Here is a 16,461-nt window from a genome sequence, read left to right on the forward strand (position 1 = left end):
AAATTTTTAATAGAGGATGGTATAGGTTATTATAATTGAATCTTTAAACGAAGACTGATATTTCTTCCCATTTCGTCGGTGAAATAACGCATGCTGTTCAGGTAATCCCTGTACACAGTATTTAACAGGTTTCTTACACCCACACTTACTGTTACAGGTTTTTTATAAACAGGCACCGTTGCTGAGGCATTCAGACTGATCAATGTGTAGGCCGGCGGGGGCAACTTATAATCCTGCTTCCCATTCTCTTCACCGGGTACATTTTTTTGCTGCATTACATTCATCATTTCAGCACTCAGGTAGGTATTGGTAATTTTCTTACCATCTTTTAACTGGTAGGTAATTTCATTACTGAACCTGTTGGCTGGCATAAGTATCAACCAATCGTTTAACATCTTATTCCTTGCATTCAAAAAGGAGAATTTTGAAATCCATTCAACAGCAGGAAGAGGTTTTACCATGGTGGAAATATCGAATCCGCTCAATACGGCATCGGTTTGTTTGTACTCGATCAAAGGGAAGGCCCCCGCAATGGTCAGGACAGGATCATTTGGCCGCGGCTGCTGATAAATAAAATTCCGGATACGGTTTGAATACAGTAAAAGATCTATGCTGAATATATTGGAGGGATGCTGGTAGTTAACCCCCGTGGAAATATTCAGTGAACGCTCCGGAACTAAAGCCAGATTCCCTTTTTCATAAGTGCCGGTGCCATGATGAATTCCATCACTTAGCAATTCATTTACAAAAGGAGCCCTGTTGGCTAAACTGATATTGGTATTGAGCCGCCAGTTATTGGTGGGCTTGTAAATAGCATTGAAAGATGAGGCCAGCGTTGAGAAATTGAAATCGTAATTAATGGTATCTCTATTGAATTTCAGCCGGGTAGTATTGATGCTCTTATTGTCGTACCGGATACCCGCCAGCAATTCCCATTTATGTTTGCTCCATTTTTCAATATAATAACCACCAAAAGAGTATGCAAAATAATTTGGTATAAAATAACGTCCCCGGTAACTGTTATCCTGTTGCATCATTGAAATACCCGCAACGCCGCTAAAATTATTTTTCCGCGGATGCTCCCAGCTTAGCTCCTCGCTGAGGGTATAAATCGATAAGTCTAACTGTGGTTTTTTATTATTACTGCTTCTTACTATATCAAACTCTTTACGGCGATTAAATTGTGCCGCAAGCAATACTGTGAACTTATGTTCCCCCCTATAAAAAAAGGATTTTGATTTTAATAAGTCATGTGTAACATCCTGGTATGGCCGCTGAATTTTGTAGGTATTCTGTCCGAGGAAAACATCATTGGGCCTGGATGCATTAATTGCATTTTGAAGGTCAGTTAAATTGCCAATATGCGCCCCGGTAAAAATGCCCATTTTGCCGGAAAAGTGACTGTAAAAAAGTTCAGTATTAAACTTCTCTTTTTTCCATCCTGCAGTCAACGAAAAGTTATTTTCTTCATTACCGGTATTATTAAGACGGTAATTGGGCGTCGCAACATTTGCTCCCCTTTTATACGTTCCCTGCACCCGGTAACTGAAAGCAGGTTGCTTTTTTAATTGCTGCTCAAAGAGTGCAGAAGCAACATATTGCCGGTTATTGCTAAAGTAGGCCGTGTTTATTTCAGCAGCATATCCGGGTTTGCTTCTTAATGCTTTAGGTTCTACCAGTATAACCCCGCCAATGGCATCAGAACCATAGCGCAATTCATCCACGCCTTTTATTACGATCAATTTATCGGCAATAAAGGGATCAATTTCTGGTGCATGCTCATTGCCCCATTGTTGTCCTTCCTGCCGAACCCCATAATTGATGGTGAGTATGCGGTTGCTGTGTAAACCATGAATTACCGGCTTTGAAATGGTAGATCCCGTTTGAAGCATAGTCACCCCGTTTATCTTACTCAATGCTTCTGCCAGTGATAGACCTTTGGTTTCTTCCAATGCCCTTCCACTCAATTCTTTTTTATAACCCGTATTGGCAATTCCTTTCTGTGCATCCACTTTTACCACGCCCAGTACCTGCCGGCTGTGCGGTAGCCATACATCAATATGATGGTCTTTTGTGAGCGTTATTTTCCTTTCTACCGGATTACAACTGGGATGCGTAATTAAGATGGTATATTCTCCGGCACATAAACCGGTAAATACAAAATCACCCGCCGCGTCAGTAACGATCTCTTTAGCCGTCTCCCTTATTATAACCGTGGCGACTTGTAGCTTTTCTTTTGTATCTGCATCTTCCACATGTCCGGAAAGTTTGATGCTACATGATTGAGCCCGGCTTGTATGCACAATCAGGAACAAGACCAGGATGGTTGAAATGAATTTCAATTGAAGAAATTTTAAATACACAAATGATTGGAGCACCCGGCTAATGCGGGTTACTAAAGGGAGTGACCTTATTGAATTAAATTAAAGCTGCTTTCAAGCAAGCAGAAAGAAATGGCAGAAAATCACCATCATTACAAAGGAGAGATCAAGCTAATGCAGGCGGACCCTTATTAGATAATCTGAATAAGGGGGATGAAGGAACTAAGGAATAATAAAATCCTGCTTTCAGGACTGGATAAAATACAGGTGCTGCAAATATTATTGTAGCCCCTTCATTGTAACTAGAGAATTTATGCGAACATGTCTCGCAGTTTCCTTCCAACGATTTACCCGCAGAACTTGACAGGGATTCAGCATCGTTCTTTTCAGCCTGTCGAGTAACACCCGACTGTTGTTCATCTTTATGGTGATGCCAGAACTGAACCGGTGTTGCCACAAAAGCATACAGCGCCATCAAAATGATGGCTATAAATTGCCTGTATTTCTTTTTAGTGGTTAATGGCATATTTGAAACAATGATGCAAATATAGGGGATGTAAGATAAAAAAATCACCCGAGGGTGATTGATATAGACTGGATAAAGCAGGAAGCGCGCATATCGGCTTCCTGCTTTTGTTCCTGAGATCCTAACTCGCAATAAACGGATCAACGATCATTAATACCTGCTCTTTGCTTAATGGTTCATCAAATGCCTCCGATGCGTCTTCCGCAGTAATAGCAAATCCATTGATACCGGTTATCTGAACGCCCGCCTGCATGGTATTTTCTTCACCATTATAACTTGCCTGCACAGCATCCGATGGTATATTTGATTGATTAAGTGTTATCCATGGCTGCGGAATGCCCGCCACCAGTCCATCACCCATCCGCCTGCTCCTCAATTCACGAACATGGGCTGCATGTCTTGCCTCCACAGAATGGATCTGCAGGGCGGCTCTCAATACCCCATTACTACTTATAAGGTTTCCGGCCTGGCCTTTATATGCCCTCACGCCGGTATCCTCAAAAGTTTGAGACACGGCAAGGAACAAACTGTAATTAGTGAATACAGCTGCAAAAGGTCCCGCTCCGCTTCCCTTACCGGCAGAAAAATCAAATGTTGGTTTAGTAACGGGCATGCCTCCCAGCGCAGTTATGGTAGTTCGTAAAAATTCAACATGATCATTTTCATGATCAGCAATTACCTGGAATGAATTACGGTCGTCACCCATAGGGATTAATGCACCCGCAGCTAGACCAGTATTGTAAAATTCTGCTTCAAGGTATTCAAGTGTCAACGCAAAATTGAGTACATCCAATATTTGGTTGGAACTTGCCTGTCCATAGGCTTTTGACAAAAGAGAACCCAGTGCAAGAGGTACGGCGGCAAGCGCTAACTTACCTCCTGCATGGGAAAGGGCCTTTATAGCATTTCTTCTTCCATCCAGCCGGTCATATACTTCAGGATCGATCTTTTCGATTTCGGTTATTATATTATGCAGATTCATAGTTCTGGTTTTAAGAGGTGGGGAGATTATTTGCAATGATCTTTGTTTCAATGTAGTTGCCGGCTATGGCCAAAACTTCTTTAGGCATACGGAAAACATCCAGGCCATTGCCATCAATAACATCCGGACCTGCAAAACTTCCATAGCTCAGCAGATCACGAATGGCAGCAGCATGGCGCGCCTCCACGGAAACAATTTTCCCGGCAAGCAGTAGATAATCCGGACTCTTCAAAAGCTCTCCTGCCCCATTGTAGGCCGATACGCCTAAATCTTCAAATGCTTTAGCCGTTGACAGTACACTATCCCTGCTATTGAAATCAATGGAACTGAAATCGAACAGCAACGAACCGATAGCCTTGCTGCCCAATGCCGTTTTAAAAAACTCGCGGTGTGCTATCTCATGGTCGCGGATGTCTTCCAGGAAAGTTTTTTCTTTCATGGTTGCGCCTGCATAAAATGAGGATGCCGCCTTAATATAGAAGGCTGCTTCCAACTGCTCGAGGGCATAGGCATAATTCAGGATGCCAATGTCGCCGGATCCGAGGTTGACGGTGTTCTTGGGCATGTTCTGCGGATCGTCCTGGGCGAAAGGCGCGTTAGGCTCCCCCTCCCTGAATTCTTTTGTACAGGAAATCAATGCTACTCCCATCACTGATGAGAGAGCCGCATAGTTTAAAAACTTGCGGCGCGAAACTGCGTCGGGTAATTTTTGTTCAGGCATAAAATTGTTTTGAAGTATGATAAAAACAAAAACCCCTTTCACTTAAAAGGAGACAGGATTAACTGTACAATTTTAAGAAGGGGTACGAGCTATCTACGCAAAACAGTTTGATCTGGATTTACCCGAAACACATTTCAAGAATTACTACTAATGGAAGGAGTGCAATCAGCACTAATACCTGGGTTGCGAATACTGACTTTTTCATTTTAATGTTTTTTGATTGTTATTGTATAATGCAAAGCTAGCCTTGATTGTAAGGACTAAATGGACAGGAAGATGTCAAAACCGGCCATATTCTGAAAACAAAAAAAGACCCTTAAAAAAAGGGTCTTCTCATTATAAAAGATCTGCAAATCACGGAAGCAATACACCGTCAATAACATGCACCACACCATTAGTGGCCATGATATCTGTTTGAATAATATTAGACGGAGCTGACTTGTTACCATCAATCTGCGCACCACCGCTTAAAGAAATAGTGGTTGACAAGCCGGATAACATTTCCAATACCTGTCCATCAGATAGGTCGGAAGAGAAAGCACGGCCATCAACAACATGATAAGTGAGAATGGGGGCCAGGGCTTCTGCCGTTGCTGCTTCAACAGCCTCGATAGTTGTAAAACCTGCTGCAATAAAGGCATCATTGGTTGGAGCAAATACGGTTAATGGACCCGCACCAGAAAGTGCCCCAGCCAGGTCGGCCTTTAGAACAGCCGCAACCAGGAAAGTGAATCTGTCATCGCCCGCAACCACATCAACAATATTTCCGGCTGGTGGCAGCAACACCCGGTTTACTGCATGTATCACGCCGCTCTTGGAGCTGATATCTGCCGATACCACCTGAACACCATTTATAAATACACCGGCAGCACTGCTTTCTATATAAGCTTTCTGGCTATTCAGCATAGTCAGTTCGGTTGAAGTTGATGGAACCTGTGCAGCCAGTACTTTGCTGGCTAATACATGATAGAGAAGTATTCCCCTCAGGGTTTCTACTGGCACACCATTGATGGCCGCGCGACTGTCTAATCCGATTGATGCGAAAGCTTCGTCTGTTGGTGCAAATAAGGTGTAGGCAAAATTCGGATCGTTCAATTCATTTGTGAGTCCCGCCCTTGCAATAGCAAAAGACAGCAGTTGAAAGTTAGCCTGGCGGGCTCTGCCTTCTTTCAGTTGGGAAAGAATGCCATCGCCTGTTGATATTTGATCAGTAAGATCTGCGGATTCCTTTTGACAGGATAGAAATAATAAAGAGGGCAGCAGCATGGCCGCCATGAAAAACTTCCTCATGGGCATATTTTTTATATGTTTTACAATTTGTTTCGTTTCCCAGGGTAAATCAGCTATAGCGGAATGGAAAGAATTCAACAAGAGTGTTAATGAAATGTTCTCAAAATGTTGTACAATTTCAGATATAAATATTCGTGTTTAAGAGGGCCTAGCCCGTTTGTGCGTATTGGTTCGACAATCCTTCGAGCGTCCTTCGAGCATCCTTCGAAGAGGGTTCGGAGAACATAAGTAATAACCATTTGCATTGCATTTAAAATGAATGAAACCTGACAGTTTCTAGTATATGCTTTAGTCATAACTGTACAATTATACATTGCCGGAGCAGGGGTTTCCAAATCTAACTGGACTAACAGACTTCTGATATACACTAACGCCTTATTTGTTGCACGAAGCTTTATTTGGTGCTGGATTTTCTCTGCCAGCTTGAACTGAAAAATCAAATTGTTTAGCCATTACTGGAAAATGAAACCCGACAGTTCAACCCACCTTTACATAGCACATATTCTCAAACTCCCACTATGGATGACAATAAAATATTGATGAAGGCGGCAATTTTAGAGACTCACCAAAGCCCGTTAAAAGTATTGGAGTTAGAGCGACCATCTGTAGGAGATCACCAGGTTCTTGTGCGTCTTAAAGCAAGCGGAACAAATCCGTTGGATGTAAAAATCAGTAGTGGCAATGCCCCACACGCAAAGGTGGAATTACCAGCCATACTTGGGATTGATTTAGCCGGCGCTGTAGAATCTGTGGGGACGCTAGTACCAAATTTCAAACCGGGTGATGAAGTATTTGGAATGACAGGAGGCGTTGGAAATATTCCAGGCTCCCTCGCAGAATACGCTGTTGTAGACCCTGACCTGATTGCAGTAAAACCCTCCAATTTTACAATGAAAGAAGCTGCTGCAACTCCCCTGGTTTTTATTACTGCATGGGAGGGATTGGTTGACAGAGCTAAAATCCATGCCGGACAAAAAGTACTGATCCATGGCGGTGCCGGGGGTGTGGGCCACATGGCAGTTCAAATAGCCAAAGCTTTTGGCGCAACTGTATTTGCAACGGTGTCTGAAAAACACCAGCAAACAGTTGAAGCCCTTGGTGCGATCGCTATCAATTATAAAAAGGAAACTGTTGAGCAATATGTAAATGCTTCCACCAATGGTGAAGGTTTTGATATTGTATATGATACTGTTGGCGGAACCACACTTGATAATTCTTTTCAGGCAGTGAAAAAATATACCGGGCATGTCGTAAGCTGTCTGGGATGGGGTACACATTCTCTGGCTCCGCTATCATTTAGGGCAGCAACCTATTCTGGTGTATTTACCTTACTACCTCTATTAACAGGAATCGGCAGAGCGCATCATGGAGAAATATTACGCGAGGCGACAAAACTTGCAGAAGAAGGAAAATTAAAAGTTCTTGTAGACCACAGAAACTTTTCCCTTCAAACTATCGATGAGGCTCATAGTCTATTAAAAAGCGGAAGAAACATGGGGAAAGTAGTGGTGACAATTTTCCCCAACTAACATTAGCATATATTTTCATGTCTTTATAGACCATTCCTGCGTCTCTAGTTGTAAATTCGCAGAATATGTCTATTTCTAATTCCGGTCATTCTTTCTCCATTTTATTTGCTGAAGACGATGAAGATGATAGAGAATTTTTAATGCACGCACTTAAGGATGTAGGATCTTATCATAAGATCCATATGGCTTCAAACGGTCAGGAAGCCCTTGAAATTTTATCCAACCTTTCCACTGAAGAAAGCCTGCCCTGCGTCATCATCCTCGATTTAAATATGCCAGTACTCGACGGTATTCAAACACTGGAGATCCTCAGCAACAAATCTACCTTTCAGCATATCCCCAAGATCATTTTTACAACCTCTGATTCTGAAGTTGACAGGGATCGCAGCTTATCAAAAGGTGCCACTGATTATGTAGTTAAGCCGGCCAATATGCCCGATTTTGTAAAAACAGTAGAAGGGATGCTCAGGTATTGCAGGTAAACTGAACATAATGAATATTCAATCGCTGATCAATAAGGCCAAAGAAATTGCTTCTGATGTTGCACTGAAAGAATCAGTCACTGCCGATAAAAATGGTGTGTGGGTTGCTGAAACCATGAGCGCATTAAAAGAATCCGGACTTACCGCATTAACCGCACCCTCCAATTGTGGTGGACATGGCCACGGCTTATATGGACTAGCCAGAGTTTGTGAAGAACTTGGAAAAGGATATTCCTCTGCCGGATTATGTTTTGGCATGCATTGCGTTGGCACTGCCGTGATAGCAGCAAAACCCACAGCATGGCAAAAGGAAAACTACCTTGAACCTATTGCAAAAGGACAGCATATCACTACACTCTCCCTCAGTGAAAAAGGAACAGGCGCACATTTTTATATTCCGCAAACCTCACTGCTTCCTATATCCGAATCCGACTTCCTCGTGAATGGAATGAAGACCTTTGTTACCAATGGATCTAAGGCCGATTCCTATGTACTCTCAACAGTTGGCGCCAGCAGTGATGCCAATCCCGATCAGTTTTCCTGCATCGTGGTGGACAAGAACACGGAAGGCATGCATTGGGGTAAAGAATGGGATGGACTCGGCATGCGTGGCAACTCATCCCGCTCTCTGAAGCTGAATAATGTCCGCATATCAGAAGACCAGATACTTGGTGAAAAAGATGATCAGCTCTGGTATATTTTCAATGTAGTAGCGCCATATTTTTTGACGGCAATGGCTGGCACCTACCTCGGCATTGCCGACCGCGCATTATCAGAAGCCAGGTCAACGCTCTCCAAAAGAATGTATGCTCATAACGGCAGCTCCCTTGCTCAGGTTTCCATCCTGCAACACCGGCTGGGTACGCTCTGGGCAAAAGTGGAGCGCACGCGGCAGCTGATTTATAATGCTGCCCTCTCCGGCGATAACGGTGATGATTCCGCGGTACTTTCTATCCTGGCCGCTAAGGCTGAAGTGGCCTCTTGCGCCGTGGATACCGTTAATGAAGCGATGACCCTCGCGGGCGGAATGGGGTACGAAAATAATGGCATGCTAGGAATGCTGCTGCGTGATGCGAGAGCCGCACATGTGATGGCGCCAACAACAGATATTCTTTATACCTGGCTGGGACGTGCCCTGCTCGACCAGCCTCTATTATCAGACTAAACGTAAATAAATCGAAATGATCATTTACGCCGGCCTGCATAACAAACCATCAGAACTTCACCAGGTAGCATCAGCATTTCCACTCACCGAAGTGGATACCGCCGATGAAGCAATTAATCAGTACCTGCTGCCCGGAGCAGAGGTTTTCCTGATTGGTCCGGGTATTACCACACCGGTAAAAGAAGTGCAAAAAATTTATGCTGCCGATAAGCACCTCTCCATACTTGTATTGGTGAAACCAATAGATCTAAAACAGGTTAAGCAAGCATTCCAGTTTGCTCCCTTCATTGGCAAAAACACGCTTGTTGTAAACCTGAATCCTGAACTTGATCTTCCTACCCTATGCGAAAACGCCGCCAACCGCACAAGGCAAAAGCGATCGTTCCATCAATTGAATTTAAATGCCCCGCCCAAAAAAGCAGATGCTGAAAAAATCAAAGTGGCGCAGATGGGTAGCTTCCTTGAATACGCTCCCATCAGTGCAATTCTTCTGAGCGATACCGACCGCATTGTGAATTTTAACCAGCAGGCAAGAAAACTATTCCCCATGCTGGAGACTATAGGCATTGAACTTTCGCAGGTTTTATCAAAGCAACAGATTTTGCAGATCAGGAACTTCATTCACCGCGACCATAGTCCGGATAATAGCATCGAGATCTCCATCCAGCAAAAAATTCTCGAATTAACTTCCTCCGATGTATATAGTGAAGATGGACAAAAACACTATCTGCTTCTCTTGAACGATGTGACCCATGTGCGACAGGAAACCCAGCGTATCCATAATATTCTTGAAGCCTTGCCTCAAATGGCCTGGACTGCCGGAGCTGATGGATCGGTAACTTATTTTACCCAGGGATGGTACTTCTATACCAATCAAACCAAAGAAGAAGCTGAAGGCATTGGCTGGGCTGATGTTTTATTTCCGGACGATAAAGAAAAACTTTTTCTCCAATGGAAAGCTTCCCTGATCAGCGGAAAACCTTTTCAGCAGGCTGCCAGGTATCGAAATGCTAAAGGAGAATTCAGATGGCATCTTGCCCGTGCCTCCGCCATATATGGTATGGGTAATGAAATTGTAATGTGGGTAGGCACCTGCACCGATATTCATGACCAGGTGTTGTTAACCGAAGAGCTTGAAAAAAAAGTAAAGGAGCGCACCCACTCATTGGAACTTATCAATAACGAGCTGGAACAGTTTACGCATGTATCGAGTCATGATCTGCAGGAACCGCTTCGAAAGATCATGACCTTTGCAAGCCTGCTTCAAAGCACCTCACAACAGCAGCTCGATGAGCAGTCAAACAGATACCTCAACAAGATCAGCACTACTGCAGAAAGGATGAGCGACTCTTTAAAAGATCTGTTGACTTACTCCCGACTAAAAAGTGAAGATAAGTTTAGCACGGTTGACCTGAATGAAGTGGTTGCGCAGGTGCTGGTTGACCTCGAACTTTTGATCGCGCAAAAAAATGCCACCATTAAACTGGAAGAGCTTCCGGTGCTGAGAGCAATTCCGGTGCAAATGCAGCAGCTCTTCTACAACCTTATCAACAACGCCCTTAAATTCTCCAAACCTGGCATTCCGCCTCTCATTGAAATAATTTCCACCAACGCGCTGCAGGAAGAGATCAGCTCTTATTCTGAACTCGTCCCTTTTAAACAGTATTGCAAGATCACGATCAAAGACAACGGCATCGGCTTCGAACAAAAATATGCAGATAAGATCTTCACCATCTTCCAGCGCCTACATTCCAAAACAGCTTTTGAAGGAACCGGCATTGGTCTCTCCCTGGTAAAGAAGGTAGCGCTTAACCATAAGGGTCTGATCTACGCTGTTTCAGAACCCGAGCAGGGGGCGACGTTTCATTTATTGCTGCCTGGAGCATAGGCTCCTTTTTCAATCCAGGTGATCCAGGCTTTCTTAAATTCTGCATGACTAATTGGAGGCGCAGTTCTACCTTCTCCCATATTCCAACCAATTTTTACCAGGCCATCATCCGCATGCTCTATCAACTGCTTCATCGTTTTACCACCGTTTGTTTTTGGATTAACTAATTGCTTTGCAAGCTGCTCCGCTGTTTTCCCCTCAAAAACCATTTTCATATCAGCAGGAGGCAAGTGCCAGTCTGGATGACCAGGAGGCTGGTTTAAGCCTTCCATACTTGTGGCCTGGTGACAGTTGCCACATTTCATAGCATTGATTCCTTTACCATCCTTACCTCTTTGTGGAAGCATCGAGTGGAGATGACTATCGTCTCCCTGCAAGGGCACATCACCCGATGGATGGCAGTTCACGCAGCGCGGACTGATCAACACTTTATATACATCTTTAAAGGCCATAACCGATGCAATACTGTCTTTTTGAAAGAATTCATCGTTCGCATCACTGACCGGATGATCTTTCAAACTGAAACTTAAGAGCGCCACAAATGATACGATGGCTGCTAAGACAATGATATATTTCTTCATAGATACTTTATTTATGCTTCCTTACGCTCTATCTGCGCTGCTAACTTAATGGCATCACGGATCCTTAAATAAGTTCCGCATCTGCAAATATTACCCGCCATAGCCGCATCAATATCCGCGTCGGTAGGATTCTTATTCTCTTTGAGCAACACTGCCGCAGACATGATCTGACCGGTCTGACAATAGCCACATTGCGCCACATCCAATTCAAGCCAGGCTTTTTGTACAGGATGATCGCCCTTCTCACTTAAACCTTCAATTGTCACAACTTTTTGTCCCACGGCCCTGCTTACTTTGGTAACACAGGATCGAACCGCTTCGCCATTCAGGTGTACGGTACAGGCACCACATTGTGCTAATCCACATCCATATTTTGTTCCTACAAGTCCTATCGTATCCCTGAGTACCCATAGCAATGGCGTCTCAGGATCTACATCAACATTGTAGGCTTTATTATTAATCGTTAAACTGATCATTTCTGAATATTGTTAGTGTAAAAGGATTGTTTAAAAGGCCCGACGGTTGTTTAATTGTGGCGCATAGGGCTGTTGATATAATCGCTGCCCGGTAGCCCTGTACAATGCATTAGCTACTGCCCCGAATACAGGCGGAAAAGGCGGTTCTCCTAATCCGGTAGGATCAATATCAGATTGAACAAAATGCACTTCTATCTTCTTTGGCGCTTCGTTCATTCGGATGATCCGGTACGAATGGAAATTGTTTTGTGAAACCCTACCCTCTTTATGTGTTAATCCACCATAGAAAGCATTTCCTATTCCATCCACAACAGCACCCTGCACCATATTTATTGCCGCATCCGGATTAATCACGATTCCACAATCTATAGCGCTGAATACTCTTTCTACATAAGGTTGCCCATTTTTCATCACTATATCCACTACATGCGCTGCATAAGAATTATGACAGAAATAGGCAGCCACACCGCGACTGTATTTTTTATTTTCCGATTTGCCCCAGCCTGATTTTTCCCTTACCAATTTTAGTACGCCCGCATATCGGTCGGCATCATAATCATTGTTCTGACCAACGGGAGATTCCTTGCCTTTCTGCAGGAGTTCCAACCTCAGATCAATCGGGTCTTTACCCATTGCTTCTGCGAGTTCATCCAAAAATGATTGTTCTGCAGCGGCATTGAAGTTGGATCGCGGTGCCCTGAAAGCACCGATGGTAATATTGGAAGGGATAGCCCAGCCTTCAGCTAAATAATTATCCAGTGTGCCGGCGGGAAATCTATTCGCATGGATCGCATGTTCTGGAATGCCACCGCCTTTAACATGAAAGCCGATCAGGTTTTTGTTGGCATCCAGTGCAGCTCTATAAGTTGCGGTGTACATGGGACGATAAATGCCATAGGTCATATCGTCCTCCCGACTATAAACAAGCTTGATGGGAGCTTTTACCTTTTTAGAAATGAGTGCGGCTTCATAGAGATATTGCCCATATGCCCTGCGGCCAAAACCTCCACCCATTCGGGTCATCTGAATTTCAATTTTGTCGGCCGGCAGGTTTAAAAGTTTTGCCAGCGTAGGCTCCGACCAACCTGGTGCCTGAATTGGACCGGCTACCAGAGCTTTGTCATCCGTAACATGAGCGAAGAAATTCATCGGCTCCATGCAGTTATGCGCTAAGAATGGCGCATTATAAATGCGTTCAATTACCTGCGCTGCATTTTTAAAAGCTGCTTCCGGGTCTCCGTCCTTTCGAAGTTGTGGGGCGGGTTTGGCTGCCCATTCCTGCATTTTCTTTAGCTGGGCCTCAGTACTCTCCAGCTCTGCGGGTACAACCACTTCCCTTTTCTGTCCACGACCGGCAATGATGTCTTTTGTTTCACCCGCAGGCTCCCACTCCACTTTTAGTTTCTTACGGGCCTTCATCACCTGCCAGGTGTTGTTCCCTACTAAAACCAACAGATCATTGAATGATCTCGTATCGAAGCCTCCCTGCTCAAAATCATCTTCATATAATTTTTGAGAGAAAACATCTTTAATGCCTGGCATCTTCAGGGCCTCCGATGCATCAAAAGATTTAAGTTTCATTCCAAAGGCAGGCGGATGTTCAATCATCGCAATCAGCATTCCTTCCATATGATAATCCAGTCCAAAAAGAGGTGCGCCTGTAACGATCTTCTGGCCCTCTACATTTTTTGTGGATGACCTCACAACTTTAAAATCCTTTGCATCTTTCAGCTTCATCCCTTTTGGAATGGGAAGAGTAGAAGCTTTGGTTGCTACGCTGCCATAAGTTCCCTGCTTTGCGCTTTTCTCGTGATACAACATTCCGGCTTTCGTCGTAATTTCTGCTGCAGGCACCGCCCAGCTTTGCGAGGCAGCCTCTATCAGCATTTGTCTTGCCGCTGCACCTGCTTCGCGAAGTGGTTTCCAGTACATCCTCACCGAGTTGCTCCCCCCCGTAAATTGCGGTCCCAGTTTTACATTATCATGAGGACCCATTTCTACCAGCACCTGCTTCCAGTCTGCATCCAGTTCTTCCGCTACAATCATGGGAAGGGATGTCATTACATTCTGTCCAAACTCCGGATTGGGGTTTAGAATTTTTATGAGGTTATCAGGCGTGATTTTTATATAGCCGGTTAGCTCTGCCCAATCGGCAAGTTCGGGGGCCATTGCATCGGGAAATTTGAACGCTGAGAGCCAGCTAAAACTGATCATCAGTCCGCCCCCGGCAAGTGCTGAAGATCTCAGGAATGATCGCCGGGTTAAGGAAGTTTTTTGATCGGCCATTGTTGGAGAATTTATTTAATCTATAAGTTACTACAATGCTCTAAGATCACCGATTTTAGCGGCAACAATTGTATACAGATTACGGTTTCTCTTACCAAAATTGCTGATTTACCTATGTTTCATGTATTCCTGCCGGTCGGTTGAGCCACTCTTTTAATTACGGTTGTGAATTTGTTATAAAACATCTACTGTGACAGTTATCACATTGGCATAGCAGGTTAAAACTGTAATATAGCTGATGCAAATCATCAGAGATACCCTCCAACGCTACCGACTATGGTATTTGCTTATCATTTTGTTTGTACTTATAAGCACAGTAACAAGGATCATCCTGTTTTTTTATGAGTTACCTGAAGTTTCCCTGCAACCGGTGATAATTGGCAGCACATTTCTTGCCGGATTTTTCTTTGATATACTGGCGGCATGGTATTTCAGTTTTTTCCTTTTCCTCGTCATTTGGTTGCTACCACAGAAATTTCTCCTAAGCAAAGCTGGTAGTTATTTCCAAAAATCATTCTTCCTTATACACCTGCTATTACTGGTTTTGAATGCAGTATCAGAAATTTTCTTCTGGAATGAATTTTCTGTTCGATATAATTTTATTGCAGTTGACTACCTCATATATACCAATGAGGTTCTCAATAATATTCGGCAATCATATCCAATAGGGCTTGTGATAAGCGGGTTGTTATTCCTAACCTTTATTATTTGGATGTTGATCAGAAAGCAGGTTTTTACCGGCAACCTAAGAATTCCACTTTTGAATCGCATCATCACACTCCTGACAGTTCTATTGGTTTCCTTTTCTATTTTTTATTTTATTGAAGATGATATCCATAATATTTCCAATAACAAGGTGAACAATGAACTGGCCGCTAATGGAATCTACCAATTTGGAAATGCGTTCAGGAAAAACGAAATGCCCTACCTTGATTTTTATGCAAAAGATGATGAGGCTGTCGTATTTCACAAACTACATGAGCTTCTGCAGGAACCAACTGCTAGTTTTGAAAATAAGGATGAACATAGCATAACCCGAAGAATTAATCCGGTTGGCGAACCGCATAAATGGAATGTGGTATTGATCACTATAGAAAGTCTTAGCGCAGAGTATCTCAGTTATTTTAAAGAATACCACAACTATTATTATCCTGATTATCTTTTAAAGCAAATTGGGATTGCCCCTAAGCTCACGCCCAATCTTGATTCACTGATTGATGAAAGTTTGTTTTTTACCCAGCTTTATGCTTCAGGAACACGTACAGTGAGAGGTCTTGAAGCAGTTAGTACTTCCATGCCTCCCACACCTGGACAGTCGATTGTAAAACGACTTCCAACCCGCAATAATATGTTCACCCTGGGTGAGGTGCTTCAGAAACATGGGTATGATACAAAGTTTATTTATGGAGGGAATAGCTTCTTTGATAATATGGGAGATTTTTTTGGTAAGAATGGCTACCAGGTTGTTGATGAAAGAGATATTTCGGCAGATAGCATTCATCATGAAACAGCATGGGGGGTATGTGATGAAGATCTTTATGCGAAGGCACTATCTGAAATGGATAAAAGTTATGGATCGGGTAAACTTTTTTTTAATCACCTGATGACAGTGTCAAACCATCGGCCATACACCTATCCGGAAGGTAAAGTGGTCATCCCTCCTTCCATTAAAAGGAGGGAAGGAGGATTGATATATACTGATTATGCCATCGGACAATTCCTTCAGCAGGCAAGAAAGAAGCCATGGTTCAATAATACCATTTTTGTAATTCTTGCAGACCATTGTGCTTCCGTTGGGGGTAAGACAGATATGCCAGTTAATAAATATCATATACCGGGATGGATATATGCGCCAGGGCTTATAAAGCCGGGGAAATTTGAACGACTCACCAGCCAGATCGATATACCACCAACAATCATGGGATTGCTAAATATCCCATATGAGTCAGACTTTTTTGGTTATGACATATTTCATCTTGAAAAGGGACGTGAAAGATTATTGCTGGTTAATTACCAGGATATTGCCTATGTAAAAGATGGGAAGATGGTTGTTCTTTCTCCCCGCAGAAAAGTGCAAATGTTTGAACCTGATTTCAGAACCGGCGTTATGCATCCTGATAAAATGGATAAGGTTATGGAACATGAAGCCATTGCATGGTTCCAGGGTGCTGCTTCTTATATTGATCAACACAGGCATAACCGCAATTGATAAAA

General features: G+C 43.4%; 13 protein-coding genes. 5 read left to right on the plus strand and 8 right to left on the minus strand.

The annotated features are described in order from the left end of the window. Positions 1 to 29 precede the first annotated feature (29 nt). The 5 genes from V6M43_RS03300 to V6M43_RS03320 form a co-directional block, all read right to left on the minus strand. The gene (locus V6M43_RS03300) at positions 30 to 2,342 is read right to left on the minus strand and encodes a TonB-dependent receptor (RefSeq protein WP_332732613.1); all 2,313 of its coding nucleotides are present in this window, start codon (positions 2,340 to 2,342) and stop codon (positions 30 to 32) included. A gap of 145 nt (positions 2,343 to 2,487) precedes the next feature. Continuing rightward, complete coding sequence (locus tag V6M43_RS03305; RefSeq protein ID WP_332732614.1) at positions 2,488 to 2,847, minus strand: hypothetical protein; 360 nt, start codon at positions 2,845 to 2,847, stop codon at positions 2,488 to 2,490. A 121-nt stretch (positions 2,848 to 2,968) separates the two neighbouring features. Continuing rightward, positions 2,969 to 3,829 carry a ferritin-like domain-containing protein gene (locus V6M43_RS03310; RefSeq protein ID WP_332732615.1) on the minus strand — a complete coding sequence of 287 codons (861 nt, stop codon included), beginning with the start codon at positions 3,827 to 3,829 and terminating at the stop codon, positions 2,969 to 2,971. Positions 3,830 to 3,839: 10 nt separating this feature from the next. After that, complete coding sequence (locus V6M43_RS03315; RefSeq protein WP_332732616.1) at positions 3,840 to 4,550, minus strand: ferritin-like domain-containing protein; 711 nt, start codon at positions 4,548 to 4,550, stop codon at positions 3,840 to 3,842. A gap of 354 nt (positions 4,551 to 4,904) precedes the next feature. Further along, on the minus strand, positions 4,905 to 5,840 hold the full coding sequence (locus tag V6M43_RS03320; RefSeq protein WP_332732617.1) for a fasciclin domain-containing protein: 936 nt from the start codon (positions 5,838 to 5,840) through the stop codon (positions 4,905 to 4,907). A 518-nt stretch (positions 5,841 to 6,358) separates the two neighbouring features. Between V6M43_RS03320 and V6M43_RS03325 the strand changes: the two genes are divergently transcribed. The 4 genes from V6M43_RS03325 to V6M43_RS03340 all read left to right on the plus strand — a co-directional run bounded on the left by V6M43_RS03325 (position 6,359) and on the right by V6M43_RS03340 (position 10,904). Next, positions 6,359 to 7,369, plus strand: coding sequence for a zinc-dependent alcohol dehydrogenase family protein (locus V6M43_RS03325; protein WP_332732618.1), 1,011 nt, complete (start codon positions 6,359 to 6,361; stop codon positions 7,367 to 7,369). A 65-nt stretch (positions 7,370 to 7,434) separates the two neighbouring features. After that, the gene (locus V6M43_RS03330; RefSeq protein WP_332732619.1) at positions 7,435 to 7,851 is read left to right on the plus strand and encodes a response regulator; all 417 of its coding nucleotides are present in this window, start codon (positions 7,435 to 7,437) and stop codon (positions 7,849 to 7,851) included. Positions 7,852 to 7,861: 10 nt separating this feature from the next. After that, complete coding sequence (locus V6M43_RS03335; protein WP_332732620.1) at positions 7,862 to 9,016, plus strand: acyl-CoA dehydrogenase family protein; 1,155 nt, start codon at positions 7,862 to 7,864, stop codon at positions 9,014 to 9,016. A gap of 16 nt (positions 9,017 to 9,032) precedes the next feature. Further along, complete coding sequence (locus V6M43_RS03340) at positions 9,033 to 10,904, plus strand: sensor histidine kinase (RefSeq protein WP_332732621.1); 1,872 nt, start codon at positions 9,033 to 9,035, stop codon at positions 10,902 to 10,904. Here V6M43_RS03340 and V6M43_RS03345 read toward each other — a convergent pair. Genes V6M43_RS03345 through V6M43_RS03355 form a run of 3 tightly spaced genes read right to left on the minus strand, consistent with a single transcriptional unit; the run spans position 10,880 to position 14,247 of the window. Then, entirely contained in the window at positions 10,880 to 11,485 is a 606-nt protein-coding gene (locus V6M43_RS03345) for a hypothetical protein (protein WP_332732622.1), read from the minus strand. The genes V6M43_RS03340 and V6M43_RS03345 overlap by 25 nt on opposite strands. Positions 11,486 to 11,496: 11 nt before the next feature. Continuing rightward, positions 11,497 to 11,961 carry a (2Fe-2S)-binding protein gene (locus V6M43_RS03350; protein WP_332732623.1) on the minus strand — a complete coding sequence of 155 codons (465 nt, stop codon included), beginning with the start codon at positions 11,959 to 11,961 and terminating at the stop codon, positions 11,497 to 11,499. Between the two features lie 30 nt (positions 11,962 to 11,991). Then, complete coding sequence (locus tag V6M43_RS03355; RefSeq protein WP_332732624.1) at positions 11,992 to 14,247, minus strand: xanthine dehydrogenase family protein molybdopterin-binding subunit; 2,256 nt, start codon at positions 14,245 to 14,247, stop codon at positions 11,992 to 11,994. A 238-nt stretch (positions 14,248 to 14,485) separates the two neighbouring features. Between V6M43_RS03355 and V6M43_RS03360 the strand changes: the two genes are divergently transcribed. Further along, positions 14,486 to 16,456: an LTA synthase family protein gene (locus tag V6M43_RS03360; RefSeq protein WP_332732625.1), complete on the plus strand. Its 1,971-nt coding sequence runs from the start codon at positions 14,486 to 14,488 to the stop codon at positions 16,454 to 16,456. The last annotated feature ends 5 nt before the right edge of the window (positions 16,457 to 16,461 follow it).

Origin of the sequence: Flavihumibacter sp. (assembly GCF_036676075.1) — a bacterium.
In the GTDB taxonomy this organism is placed as follows: domain Bacteria; phylum Bacteroidota; class Bacteroidia; order Chitinophagales; family Chitinophagaceae; genus Flavihumibacter.